The organism is Mesorhizobium sp. LNHC221B00, assembly GCF_000502935.1.
Taxonomy (GTDB): Bacteria; Pseudomonadota; Alphaproteobacteria; order Rhizobiales; family Rhizobiaceae; genus Mesorhizobium; species Mesorhizobium opportunistum.
The window spans coordinates 22,262-33,645 of sequence record NZ_AYWR01000038.1 but is presented as its reverse complement, the minus strand read 5'-3'; the positions used below and the strand labels follow the sequence as shown (position 1 = coordinate 33,645).

At 59.7% G+C, this 11,384-nt stretch carries 12 protein-coding genes and 1 pseudogene; 7 read left to right on the top strand and 6 right to left on the bottom strand.

Annotation, left to right across the window (positions count from 1 at the left end; all coding sequences use genetic code 11):
• From X741_RS0136145 to X741_RS137950, 3 genes are all read left to right on the top strand, one after another.
• A partial coding sequence (locus X741_RS0136145) for a DUF1403 family protein (protein WP_156937967.1) occupies positions 1 to 285 on the top strand: 285 nt, incomplete at its 5' end.
• Between the two features lie 2 nt (positions 286 to 287).
• Positions 288 to 1,007, top strand: a complete 720-nt coding sequence (locus X741_RS137945; RefSeq protein WP_023780692.1) for an SMC-Scp complex subunit ScpB — start codon at positions 288 to 290, stop codon at positions 1,005 to 1,007.
• Between the two features lie 137 nt (positions 1,008 to 1,144).
• Entirely contained in the window at positions 1,145 to 1,357 is a 213-nt protein-coding gene (locus X741_RS137950; RefSeq protein WP_023780691.1) for a topoisomerase DNA-binding C4 zinc finger domain-containing protein, read from the top strand.
• 18 nt (positions 1,358 to 1,375) lie between these two features.
• Here X741_RS137950 and X741_RS137955 read toward each other — a convergent pair.
• Positions 1,376 to 1,969 (bottom strand): annotated as a pseudogene (locus X741_RS137955) (hypothetical protein); the annotation flags it as partial.
• The gene (locus tag X741_RS1000000169275) at positions 1,963 to 2,208 is read right to left on the bottom strand and encodes a hypothetical protein (RefSeq protein WP_084018944.1); all 246 of its coding nucleotides are present in this window, start codon (positions 2,206 to 2,208) and stop codon (positions 1,963 to 1,965) included. The pseudogene X741_RS137955 and the gene X741_RS1000000169275, both read right to left, overlap by 7 nt.
• A gap of 1,051 nt (positions 2,209 to 3,259) precedes the next feature.
• Here X741_RS1000000169275 and X741_RS1000000169265 point away from each other — a divergent pair.
• Entirely contained in the window at positions 3,260 to 3,604 is a 345-nt protein-coding gene (locus X741_RS1000000169265) for a hypothetical protein (protein ID WP_023769203.1), read from the top strand.
• 184 nt (positions 3,605 to 3,788) lie between these two features.
• Here the strand turns inward: X741_RS1000000169265 and X741_RS137970 are convergent, their stop codons facing one another.
• Positions 3,789 to 4,046, bottom strand: coding sequence for a hypothetical protein (locus tag X741_RS137970; protein WP_156937966.1), 258 nt, complete (start codon positions 4,044 to 4,046; stop codon positions 3,789 to 3,791).
• 976 nt (positions 4,047 to 5,022) lie between these two features.
• Here X741_RS137970 and X741_RS137980 point away from each other — a divergent pair.
• Together X741_RS137980 and X741_RS137985 are read left to right on the top strand one after the other, a co-directional pair.
• Positions 5,023 to 5,763 carry a Crp/Fnr family transcriptional regulator gene (locus X741_RS137980; RefSeq protein WP_023780685.1) on the top strand — a complete coding sequence of 247 codons (741 nt, stop codon included), beginning with the start codon at positions 5,023 to 5,025 and terminating at the stop codon, positions 5,761 to 5,763.
• 12 nt (positions 5,764 to 5,775) lie between these two features.
• Positions 5,776 to 6,015 (top strand): hypothetical protein, encoded by a 240-nt coding sequence (locus X741_RS137985; protein ID WP_023780684.1) that lies wholly within the window; start codon positions 5,776 to 5,778, stop codon positions 6,013 to 6,015.
• Positions 6,016 to 6,342: 327 nt separating this feature from the next.
• On the opposite strand, the gene X741_RS1000000170165 is transcribed toward X741_RS137985, so the two are convergent.
• Together X741_RS1000000170165 and X741_RS137990 are read right to left on the bottom strand one after the other, a co-directional pair.
• Positions 6,343 to 6,498, bottom strand: a complete 156-nt coding sequence (locus X741_RS1000000170165) for a hypothetical protein (RefSeq protein WP_156934569.1) — start codon at positions 6,496 to 6,498, stop codon at positions 6,343 to 6,345.
• A 474-nt stretch (positions 6,499 to 6,972) separates the two neighbouring features.
• Complete coding sequence (locus X741_RS137990; protein WP_023769209.1) at positions 6,973 to 7,230, bottom strand: hypothetical protein; 258 nt, start codon at positions 7,228 to 7,230, stop codon at positions 6,973 to 6,975.
• 137 nt (positions 7,231 to 7,367) lie between these two features.
• Between X741_RS137990 and X741_RS01600 the strand changes: the two genes are divergently transcribed.
• Entirely contained in the window at positions 7,368 to 7,556 is a 189-nt protein-coding gene (locus X741_RS01600; RefSeq protein WP_023780682.1) for a DUF3072 domain-containing protein, read from the top strand.
• 420 nt (positions 7,557 to 7,976) lie between these two features.
• On the opposite strand, the gene X741_RS137995 is transcribed toward X741_RS01600, so the two are convergent.
• Positions 7,977 to 11,315 carry an AAA family ATPase gene (locus X741_RS137995; protein WP_031250676.1) on the bottom strand — a complete coding sequence of 1,113 codons (3,339 nt, stop codon included), beginning with the start codon at positions 11,313 to 11,315 and terminating at the stop codon, positions 7,977 to 7,979.
• Between the last annotated feature and the right edge of the window lie 69 nt (positions 11,316 to 11,384).

The following is an 11,384-nucleotide window of genomic DNA, read 5'->3' as shown; positions in this document are numbered from 1 at the left end:
CGGGCGGTTTGCCTGGCGGTGGTTCAAGCCGCGGCGGAGGCCTGCCGGCTGGCCGCCGAGCTGTCGCGTCGTGCCGAAAGGCTCATCGCCACCGCACCAAAATTGCGCGCCAAGGGCGCCGGCGAGGTGATCTTTTTGTTGCTCAACGAAGACGCCGTCTCGGGCTCGCTGACGACCAAAAACCTGTCCCGCTTTGCGGCGCGACGCTTGTTCGATCGGCTGCAGCAACTGGAGGCCGTGCGCGAGCTTTCCGGCCGCACCACTTTTCGGCTGTTTGGGTTGTAGGGATGAGCGAAGCGTCTGCCCGCCGGAAGCCAAACGCTCAGCCGGCTTTGCTGGATACCGAACTGGAACATCTGCCGGCCGAGCTTCGCTGGCGCGAGTGGATGGGCCGCGTCGAAGCGGTGATTTTTTCCGCCAGCGAACCGGTGACACGTAGTGCCCTCGCGCGGGTGGTGGGAGAAAACTGCAATATCGAGCTGATCATCGACGACATCCGCGCCGAGCTCGCCGGCCGCCCCTATGAGCTGGTCGCGGTCGCCGGCGGCTGGCAGCATCGGACCAAAAAGGTTTTTGGCGACGCCATCCGCGCCGCATTCGGCACGGCAGCGGGCGAGGGGGCAAAAGAACTGTCGCAGGCGGAGGCGCTGGTTTTGATGTGCATTGCCTACTTCCAGCCGATCACCCGTGGCGAGCTGTCAGGCTTCTTCGGCAAGGAGGTGTCGCGCGACCTGATCGGCGTGCTGCGCGCGCAGGCGCTCATCGCCTCGGGGCCGCGCAGCCCGCAGCCGGGGGCGCCTTATACCTATGTGACGACCAAAAATTTTCTGTCGCAGTTCGGGTTCGACACGCTGCGCCAGCTGCCGGATTTCGAGGCGCTCGAGGACGCCGGGCTGCTGTCGAAGGAAAAGCTACTGGCGGGAGATATTCCGGTGGGGCTTGTTGGGGAGAGGGGCGCCGAAGAGGAAGATGCCTACGGCAATAGTGTTGAGGACCAGGTATTTTGATCGGGCGTTGCCGAGTCATGCCCTCAGCTGAACGATTGGCCGGAAAGACCACCAGGTTGGTGCCGCCTGAGTGGCGCAGCGACGGAACAGGATGCCCCGAAGTTCGGCCGTGATAGCCAAATCCGCAAGCTTCCACCATGGGGAACGCCCGGGAACCATCCCGATACATCCGAGAGCTCTCCGAGATTGCTGGTGACAACCTCCGCTTCGAGACTGTCGCCGGCGACCTTCTGCGCCAGTGTCCGGCGTGCCGGGCCGGTCACTTGGTCGAGCGGACCGGAACCGCCAATCGCCGTTTTCTGGGCTGCAGCCAGTTCCCCAACTGCGAGGATACGGCACGCCTGAAATAACGGATCGCCGCGGCCATCTCATTCGAGTTCGCGCTCGAAGTTGTCGAGCAACGACGTCGCCAGGCTTGGCCCCTCCAGATAGAGGCCGATTTCATCGAGCGGGTTGTCCTCGAGTCCAGACTGGGACCCCCAGTTGAGACTGCTGACGACGACATGGTCGGTATCCCAGGCAAGAAACTTCGCATGCAACTGCGGTTCGGGCACACCCGTGAGGTCAACTATGCCATGGAGCCTTTCCCGGTGCTTTGTGACGTGGCTGCGCTTCACCGGGCCGGTGCGGCGCGAATAGTAGATGCGAACGCCGCTAAGTCGCCGGCCCGCGATCTCGGCGGGATCGAACAGCGCCGGCACCATGTTCGCGCCGACCTTGTTGGTACAACAGACGAAGCGCTGTTGCGCATCGTGGGCCGCAGCGCGCAGCAGGCGCTCAGCTACGACCTTGCCCGAGGCTGCGGGATCCAGCAGAAGCCGATACGCGCGAACCCGATCGGCGATGTTCTTGAGGCGCTGTTCGCCAAGACTGGCAAAGCCGACATCCACCTTGTGGACGGCATGATCGAATGCGGTTCCGAAGATGCAGACTCCGCCTGGCTCGGCCATAGCCTCTATCCGCTGGCGGCGGCTGCAGATGTCTCGATTGCGCGGATGACCTCAACGGCCTTTTGTGCAAACGGGTGATCTGCAGTTACACGCCGCAGCCTGCCAAGATCGCTGCGGTCGCCGTGTTTCGCAATCACGCCAAAGGCGAAATGCAGGTCCCGATCACGAAAGCCTACCCGGTGGTACGATGTCGGGGGCACGCCCTCGTCAACCAACTTCCGGCTGACCGCGAGCAGGTCGACCGGAAACACGCAGTGGTGCTCCTGCCAGCCAAAACGGCGGCCGCATTTGGGTTGTCGCCCGCTGAAATGGCTCTATTAACTCTCCAGATTCAGGTTTGTTCCCTGTCAGGCGACGCGACAGGCATTCTGCTCTTCGCCGACGAAATGCCTTTGAATTTTTGGGGAGACCGTGAATCAACTCCGACGTCGAAAGAGAAGAACCCCGCAAGCCAAGCCTACAGCAATCAGTGCTGTCGGGGTCTGGGTTGCACGATTCTGGTATCGACTCTATCGGGCAGAGGGGGATGCGTCGGCGCGCTGATGGAAGCCGTCGCGATTGCGTCCGGTGGCAGCACTATGACCATCTTGGCCTCGCGAATTGGCCATAGCGGCTTTCCGGCTGCGAGGAATATGACTGCGATCACGCATATCAACAGAACGGCGGCTGATAGGTTTGGGATAATTTCGCCGATCTGCACCGCTCGCTCCGTGGCAAATGGACACCCGCCGCCGATGCGGCGGGTGTTCGTGACCAAACTGACGACGAAGGGACTCATGGTCGCCAGTCCGTATGGCAAATGCGCTCGGCGGGTGTTTTGTTGCGCGCTGGGACCAATGGATACGGCGACATCGGACTTTCGGTCCCAATTGCTAAGGATGTTGCAGGTCGGACATTCTTCAGACGCCTCGGCTGAAGAGCCGAATCCCAAGCCGCCATCGAGGCAAGCCGGGCATCATCCCTTCGGGTTCTGCGACGGTGAACCCGGAGCGGCCCGGAGCGGCCCCGCTTTGAACAGCTTCGGACTTCGCTCAGGTGGCATCACGGCCAGTGGCAAGCCTGCCTCTTTGTCATTCCCGACAAACAAGGGTCAGGATGCAATCGTCTAAAATGCTCGAAGACAGAGGCGTAACGGCTGAGTCGGGTTCCTGGAGCGACGGGCGTTATGAAGCCAGCGGAGTGGTTCAAAGCATGCTCTCCTGACGAAGGTTACTTGCAGATGGCGCGCAGAGAATATTAGCGATTGGGAACATACGGCCCCTGCGGAGGTTTACTGGGTGATCGGCTCTCTGGGAGGTTGCTATGAGAAACCTGCTACTTGCTTCGGTGATTGCCGTCGCCTCGGCCGCAGTCACGGTCATGCCTGCGGATGCGCAGTTCTTCGGCCCCGGCATGGGCTTTTTTGGTCCGTTCGGCGGCATCGGCCCATTCGGCGGTGGCCCCTTCTACGGCGGCGGCCCGTTTTACGACTATGGCGGCCGCTATTACGGCCCCCGTTATCGCGATTACTATCCCGGCTACGTTGCCCGCTACCCGCATCGCTACTACTACCGGCATCGGCACTATGGCCGTTGCCACGTGAGGTGGGTGAGGCATTGGCGTCATCACCACCGGGTGCAGGAACGCGTTCGGGTTTGCCCGTACTGACAAGGTCGGACATTGGACCTGACGCGCTAGGAAATCCCGCGCAGCAACGGCTCGGTCAAGCTCGCCGAGCGGCGTTGCGCGCCAGATCGTTTCCTCTCGGATCATTTTGCCAAGCTTCATCAGAAATTCGAATTCATGCTTTGGGACGGACGAGGCGAGCCGATCCAGCTTCGTCCTCCTGCTTTCACTGCCACCGACCATGGAAATCTCCGTCAGCGGCCAACCGGTCGCGGCTGAGCGACTTTGACATCAACACTGTGTGGCAAATCAGATGCATGGTCTTGACGGCACCGGTTTGCATTGCATCCGCAGGCAGGACAATCACCATGAGGTCCATCCGTTCCGGCCAAATCGGTTTCTCGAACAGTAGGAACACGATTGCCGCAAGGCTCAGTAGGAAAACGGTTGCGCACAAATTCGCGACGATCTCACCAAACTGCATGGGCGGCTCCGGCAACACAGTGCCCGCCATTTCGCGAGAGGCGGCGGGCACCTACTCTCAACCGACTGACAACTCCGGTTCCAGTAGATGGAGCCTTCGCTGGCAAACGCCTGTGGTGGCAAGGCCAGCGACGCTGATGGCCTCGACTCCAAGGTCTTCAAGGGACCCGGCCCTTTTCGCTCATGGTGGCGACACAAGAGACCGCTACCCCTCATTTGAGGAGTACGAGTCACGCGGCGTCCCTCATGTCCGCGTAGTTGGCAGGAATTTCCTGTCGCGACAGGTCAGGCCGCCTAGCCCAGTTCCTCTCAGCGTCGAGCAGTTCGCTCTCCGCAGTCAGGCCATTCATAAAAAGCCGGAGGACGTGTGCAGCTATGCGCTCTCCGTCCTGCGAAGCAAGCGCTACGCCGCGCTCATTGCAGACTGTCTCACACACGTGGGCAAGCTTCACGATATCGCTCGGCCCCAAAAATCGACCCGGATACAACATATGGTCCTCTCTCGGAAGCTACTGTGAGCTGTCATTACGCAGCGTCACCCGCAGGCACAATCACCTATGATAGTCACGCACCTCGAGTCTGCCTAAAAATACAGAGTGGCCACGGCACGTTTGCGCTCGGTGCCCCATTCCCGGATGCATAGGTACTGAACCGGAATATCTACTGGCAGCCGGAACTGACCCGCGCCGACAACAGGGACCTGTCGGTATCTGCCGTCAGACGACTCTCCCTTGCGACAAACGACGCTTGAGGTCTTCTGAATTCAGGAGGGCTGCCAAATCCTCGGCGTACCCCTGATCAAGGTATTCTGCCGCTGCCCCCCATGCATCCGCTGGCTGCCGCGGTAAACACGTCGAACACCGTCCAGCTCCCGTCAGGGTCGTAATGCCGACCACTGGCCGTCCTCTCTTCGGGCTGGGCAGCGGGGGAACATTAGTGCCCACTGTAAGTTGGGCACCAACCCATTTAGGTTCTTGATGACAAAAATTCCCTCCTCAAACATTTTGATCCGCAAGCTCCAGACGATCTCTGACCTCGGACCATCAGACACTGCGATCTTGGGAAACGTGGCAATTCAGGAGAGGGAATATCAGGCCAACGCAGACATTCTGCGCGAGGACGACCGTCCGACGCTTTCGTTTGTTGTTCTGGACGGCTTGATAGGGTCGACAAAAATGACAGGCGACGGCAAACGCCAAATCACCTCCTTTTTTGTTCCCGGCGACATTCCCGACCTTCATGGACTGCACCTGTCCGTCATGGATTGCAGTTTTACGCCTCTGATGGCCTCTCGGTTGGGCTTCATGAGGCATGACGCTCTTCGCGCTATTTGCGACCAGCATCCTTCGATAACGACCGTCCTTTGGCGCTCGACAGTAGTTGACGCGGCGATCTATCGAGAGTGGGTCACCAACGTCGGAAGGCGCGACGGCTATGCTCGCATGGCTCACATTTTGTGCGAGCTCATTGTCCGCCTCCGCGCCGTCGGCCGCATCGAAGATCATGTGGCCCGCCTTCCGATAACGCAGGCTGCGCTTGGCGATGCGCTTGGCCTTTCCACCGTGCACGTCAACCGAATCCTTCAGGATCTTAGACGCGACGGTCTGATATCCACCGTGGGCTCGCGTTTTCATGCAACCGACTGGGCTGGGCTCGTTCGCGCCGGGGATTTTGATGGCACCTATCTGCACCAAAGGGCCGCTGAAGCGTTGTGGTAATAGAGGTGTTCCATGGCGAGATATTTCTTTGACAGCAGTGTCCGCGACGAGGTCATGAAAGATGATGAGGGGATCGAATGTGATGGGATAGAGGCAGCATGCCGAGAGGGCATGGAGGGGCTCAGAGATTTGGCGCGACAATTCCTTAAGGACCTCGATGGCCAGCAATTAGCGATCTTTGTCAGGGACGAGACTGGTGAACGGCTGCTTAGCTTGAGCATCACCCTTCAGAAGAAGCTGAGCGGGCTTTGAGGTTACCCCGTTTCATTCTAGGTCGTGCGAGCGCGTGAAGCCGCCATAGGCATCGTTGGGCCTGCCAACAGGCAGCCACCTGCGCTCCTGCTGGGCGGTTGTGATTGCGAGTCATGCACCTCCTAGCCTGCCACAAAAATCCGGCGCACCTTCTTCGTAGCTTTTGAGTTGCGCCTCATCGGCGATGGCACGGTTGGTTCCTGTGCCAGACGGGCTTCTTTCAACCGCGCAGTTTTGGCAACGCGTTCGGCCCTTTCTTTTTCTACAATAAGTGCCGCAGCCGCTGTTGCCTGCTCGTTACGCCTATCATCGCTCGACCACGGCATCTCAGTGTCTCGCCTTAAGTTTCATCGCCCGCCGTGCCATTTTGTATCTAAGCCGCGCTCTGGCCTCTTCTATTTGATTTTTAAGCGTGGCTTCGGTCGCCTTGACCGGCCTCTTGCTCGCAAGACGATTGTCGTTGGCAGCTGTATTGATGGGCATCTCGGTTCTCCTGTGCGAGCCCGAACTTCGAGATGCTGGAAGAGTTCCCTCTTCGCACTCAGGAATCCTGGGCATCGTATGGAGTGATGGAACGTCTATGCTGGGCAGTGGTCGACCTCGCGGCAGCGGACAGCACACTCCATTGGCGGGACTGGTAGCGGCCAAAAGGGCGCAAATCTGGTGGCCTCTCCATCGCCGTTACAGTCGCACGATCTTGTCGAGATGCAGGCGTATTCGCTGGCCTTCAGCAAAGGCGACTGCGAAGGCCCTAAGGTCGAATGAAAGGGATTTTTCCTGCCCGTCTTCGACTACATGGACCTGCCATTCTCCGCAGGCTTCGACCAATTCAACGCTAGGGTGAGCATTGCCATTTGGCTTCACGCAATCCAGCGCAGCCTCCCCTGAAAGTAATGGTCAAGCCGAATTTGTAAGCCCGCTGAAGGCCATCTTTCAATAATAAATGCTTGTACGGAATCAGACTGATCGGGCAGGTAGAGACCCGTTGCGCATTAGCTCGAACGTGACCTTTACAACAAAAACTGGGGCGCTCGTACCGTCATGAACATGCAATACGACTTGGCGGTACGCGCCATCGGGCATGTTGTCTCGAGCTATTTCGAGCAGCGCCCTTGCCGCCTCGTCTTCGGCAGCTTCTAGGCTTGGAAGGTCGGTGCCTTCCGTGTCCGGGAATGAGGTTCCGTTGTCGGTTAGATCGAAGAAGAAGCGGGCCATGCGCTCCTAATCACAAACCCGGAGAAATGTTTCCTGGCGGCCTACCTCGTTCCTAGCCTGCCAAATGCATACGGCGGCTTAGAACAGGAACAAAAGCAGATCAAACGCGTTCTGTCGTTCCGAATGAGGAGAACGAAATGCAAGCCTCAGACCGTGCAAAAAGCGACGAGATCAAGAAGGATCCTGACGAGTGGACGACTGGTGACGAGCCAATGACTCCGTCGCAGGCTTCCTACCTCAAAACATTGTGCGAACAGGCGGACGACGACAAAATTACGCCGAAGATTTCAGCAAAGCAGAGGCCTCCAAGCGAATTGATGCGCTAAGGGCGAAGCTGAAGCTTTGATGGCGCCGCTCTGGAGTTGAAATGTGTGGTCAAGGACGGTCACAAATGCCCGTCGCGGCCGCAGATGGCTTTCCGAAGTATGGCCTCCCGCCTGCAGCCTGCGAATGGCCGGCTCGATTTAGCAGGGCTGGGATTAAGCGATTGTCCGCTTAGCGCCCAATGGCGGCCGCAGCCGAGGATTTCGCGTCCGCCCGAAAGCAGACATCGCAGCTGACCATACTGAAGGTCGCGCTTGAGCCATGTTCGGACCTACGCGGGAACAAGCGTGAACGTCTCATCTCAACCATTCCGTTACATTCCAGTCCAAACGAACGAACACGAGTCTCGGGCGTGCAACGAGCCAAGCTTGCATCACATCGATGCAAACTACGTTGTCGCAACCGACTCAGATGGTGCGACCTCAACGGCTCAGCGCATCCAGCGCCCTTTGTGCGGCGATGAGGTCGACGATTGGATACCTAGTGTTAAATGTGTGGACCACCGCTTCCAGACGCGTCGCGGCCTCATGGAGACGACCTTGACGTGCCAGAACTTGTGCTAGCTGCGTTGTGGCGCGAAGCTCGAAGAGTCTCGCTTGCTGCCGACGGGCAGTAGCAATTGCTGTTTCGAATAGGTGCGCGGCACCTGTCAGGTCATCTCTGCCCGCGGCGATTTGGCCACGAAGGCGAATACATTCTGCCAGGTAGCTCGCCTCGTCCGTATCGAAAACGAGGGTATCGACATTATCAAGCATTTGCGATGCCTCTTCGATGCGACCGGCCCGCAGGAGAAGATCACAAAGTTCGCATGTTTTCTCAGGGGTATGGAATACGACGCCCTGCCCACGCCAAAGAACCACGCTCTCCCGGACATCATCGATGCCGGCATAAAGTTCGCCTAAATGCGAGCGGGCATGACCACGCCACCTGATACCGCTACTTCGACGCGCCGTGTAGCCATGCAGTTCGCAAATCTCGACGATCTTCGTAGCGCTCTCAAGGAGTTCCTCGTATTGACCAAGTAGCGCGCACAATTCGCAATGCCCGAGAAGACGCCACGCGACTTCGAAGGGCTTATCGATCTGATCAAAATTTAGCATCAGGCGCTCTTTCTCTTCGACTGCAGCATCAAAGAAACCCAATATCGTCAGCGATCCGCTGAGATATGCCTGGGCAGACAAACGGGGTTGATCCGCACCGGCGAACAAAATACGACGACTTGGGTCAACCGGATCAATCAGATCAAGGGCCTTGCGCAAGGCCTCCGCTGCCAGCGGCTCTTCTCCCCGGTTCGAATGAGCGATCCCCTTTGATGCCCAAAGACCGCTCAGATAGGCGGTTGGAAGGAGATCGGCACAGTTTGCGAGCTGCCCTTCGGCCAAGGTCAAGTAATCTTGATTGCGCCCAGTGGCATAAAAAAATGGAGCGAGTGACAGCGCAACGTCACATTGCAATTCGACAGATGCAGTGTTCGCGGCAGCAAGACGTGCATCTTCAAGCGCCTTCCTAATGCGCTCAGAACGATAGCCTTCAGCCTGCATCAATGCATTGGCCATCGCAAGGTGGAGACGTGTCATCCGTTCGGCGCCGACGGAGACGTCGCCAAGTCTCCGGCTGCAGTCGATAGCACTGGCAAAGTGAGACACGGCTTCCCGAGTGGCAGCTCTGGCCAGGGCGGCCCTTCCCGCCTTTTGCCAGTGATCGAGCGCGCCCGCCCAATCCCCAGCTTCCTGAAAGTGGTGCGCGAGGAGCTCGGGTTGCGCTTCAGTGATTTCGGTCCACTTTTCCTCCAACACATCTGCGACGCGCTTATGTAGCTCCTGGCGGTTAGCGCGCAGCAGCGTGCCATAGGCTGCGTCCTGAACGAGCGCATGCTTGAACAGGTAAGTGGCCAGTGGCCGCGTCCCGCGGCAGAACACCAGACCGGCGCCGACGAGTTGATCCAGTGCGCCATCTAGCTCAACGGCATTTCCCTGTGCGACCGCTGCCAGCAATTCATAGGAGAACTCCCGACCGAGAACCGCGCCAACCTGTGCGACCTGCTTAACGGCTGAGCCGAGGCGATCGAGCCGCGCCATCAACGAGGCATGCAGCGTCGCGGGAACGTTCAACGCCGTCGCGGCAGCTTTTGAGAGCACTGTTTTGGCGTTGCCGCTCTCCAACACCGCCTTGGTCAGTTCCTCGACGAACAGTGGCACCCCATCCGTGCGCTCGATGATCTCCGCGACAACGTCGCTCGGCAGCTCCCCGCTGCCAACGACCCGCTGGACCAGCGCGGCGCCTTCACGACGGTCGAGTCGATTGAGGACCAGAACGGTGACGTGCGCCTGCCCGGTCCACGGCGGTTGAAACTCGGGGCGGAACGTGAGGAGAAGCAACACCGGCAGGCGCGGCACCCGCTCGATGACCAGGTCGAGCAGCTCGCGCGAGCTCGGGTCAATCCAGTGGACGTCCTCGAAGAGCATCAGCACCGGACCTTGTCGCGCCAGGTCTTCGAGCTGCCGGAGCAGCGCATCGAAGGTTTTCTCTTTCTTACGCTGGGGCGTCAGTTGGAGAGGCGGGAAGCGGCCTTCGGTCGGCAAGGACAGTAGGTCGGCCAGCAGTGCCGCGTCCTCCGGCGACGCCGGGGCAATAAGGGCCGCAAGCTTATCCAGCTTGCTATCAGGCGGATCGTCGCGCTCCAACCCGGCGGCACGTTCTAGCTGCGCAATGGTCGGGTGGAGCGCGCTGTCTTGATGGTGCGGCGAACAGAAATAGCGCAATCGGGTGTGTGGCTCATTCTGGATCCGTTCCTGCAAGGTGACGGTGAGGCGCGACTTTCCGATGCCGGGCTCGCCTGAGAGCAGCACCACTCGACCCTCACCACTTTTGGCGCGATGCCAGTGTCGCTGCAGCAGATCGACCTCCTCCTCACGCCCGACCAGCGGCGTCGGCGTCGTCCCATGCAGCGCCTCGAACCGGCTTTCGACGGCGCTCTCACGAACCACTTGATAAGGATGGATCGGCTCCGGAAAGCCTTTTACCTCGACGGCGCCAAGATCACGATATTCGAAAAGATCGCCGACCAGCTGCCGCGTTTGCGGCCCGATCACGACCGCGTCGGGTTCAGCAAGAGCTTGCAGCCGGGCGGCGAGGTTCGGCGTCTCGCCCACGACGCCACGCTCTTGCCCTTCGCCGGCGGTGATCAGATCGCCAACGACGACCTGTCCGGTGCCGATGCCGATACGAACCCGCAATGGCTCAGGCTCTGGGAGTCGCCTAACGGCATTGACGAGAGCAAGGCCAGCGCGCACCGCCTGCTCGGCGGCGTTCTCGCGCGCCTGCGGGTAGCCGAAATACACCAAAACTCCGTCGCCCATATACTTGGCGACGAAGCCGCCGAAGTGAGGGACAATATCGGCGACACAACGGTGATACGCTCCGATGGTCTCACGCAGGTCCTCGGGGTCCAGACGCGTCGCAAGCGCCGTTGAGCCCACGAGATCGACGAACATGACGGTCAGCTGTCGACGCTCCGCGCTTAGGTCCCGGGTGCGGCTCTGAGGCGCGATGTCCTCGGTGGCCGGGTCGGAATGCCTTGACCACGGCCCCAGCCCCTCGACCGCCTTGCGGAATCGCTTGCGATGACCGAGGAGCATCCCGAGCTTCTCAAGGTCGGCATCGGTCAGTTCCGGCAGGACCTCCGCATCGATCGCGTTGTCGCGAAATGCCTGCTCGTATTGCTGGAGGCCGAGGCCTCGCAACCAAGTGGCAATGTCCACACAGCCCTCCCAAGGCTGACTTCGGGTCCCTCAGCCGCAATATTAACTCAGATGCCGGGGAAATGCTGT

Bases quoted from the DNA above. Each gene is read 5' to 3' on its own strand.
- X741_RS1000000169265 (WP_023769203.1), top strand. From the start codon at position 3,260: ATGAGAAACCTGCTACTTGCTTCGGTGATTGCCGTCGCCTCGGCCGCA.
- X741_RS137985 (WP_023780684.1), top strand. From the start codon at position 5,776: ATGGCGAGATATTTCTTTGACAGCAGTGTCCGCGACGAGGTCATGAAA.
- X741_RS01600 (WP_023780682.1), top strand. From the start codon at position 7,368: ATGCAAGCCTCAGACCGTGCAAAAAGCGACGAGATCAAGAAGGATCCT.
- X741_RS137950 (WP_023780691.1), top strand. From the start codon at position 1,145: ATGGGGAACGCCCGGGAACCATCCCGATACATCCGAGAGCTCTCCGAG.
- X741_RS137945 (WP_023780692.1), top strand. From the start codon at position 288: ATGAGCGAAGCGTCTGCCCGCCGGAAGCCAAACGCTCAGCCGGCTTTG.
- X741_RS137970 (WP_156937966.1), bottom strand. From the start codon at position 4,046: ATGCAGTTTGGTGAGATCGTCGCGAATTTGTGCGCAACCGTTTTCCTA.
- X741_RS1000000170165 (WP_156934569.1), bottom strand. From the start codon at position 6,498: ATGCCCATCAATACAGCTGCCAACGACAATCGTCTTGCGAGCAAGAGG.
- X741_RS137990 (WP_023769209.1), bottom strand. From the start codon at position 7,230: ATGGCCCGCTTCTTCTTCGATCTAACCGACAACGGAACCTCATTCCCG.
- X741_RS137980 (WP_023780685.1), top strand. From the start codon at position 5,023: ATGACAAAAATTCCCTCCTCAAACATTTTGATCCGCAAGCTCCAGACG.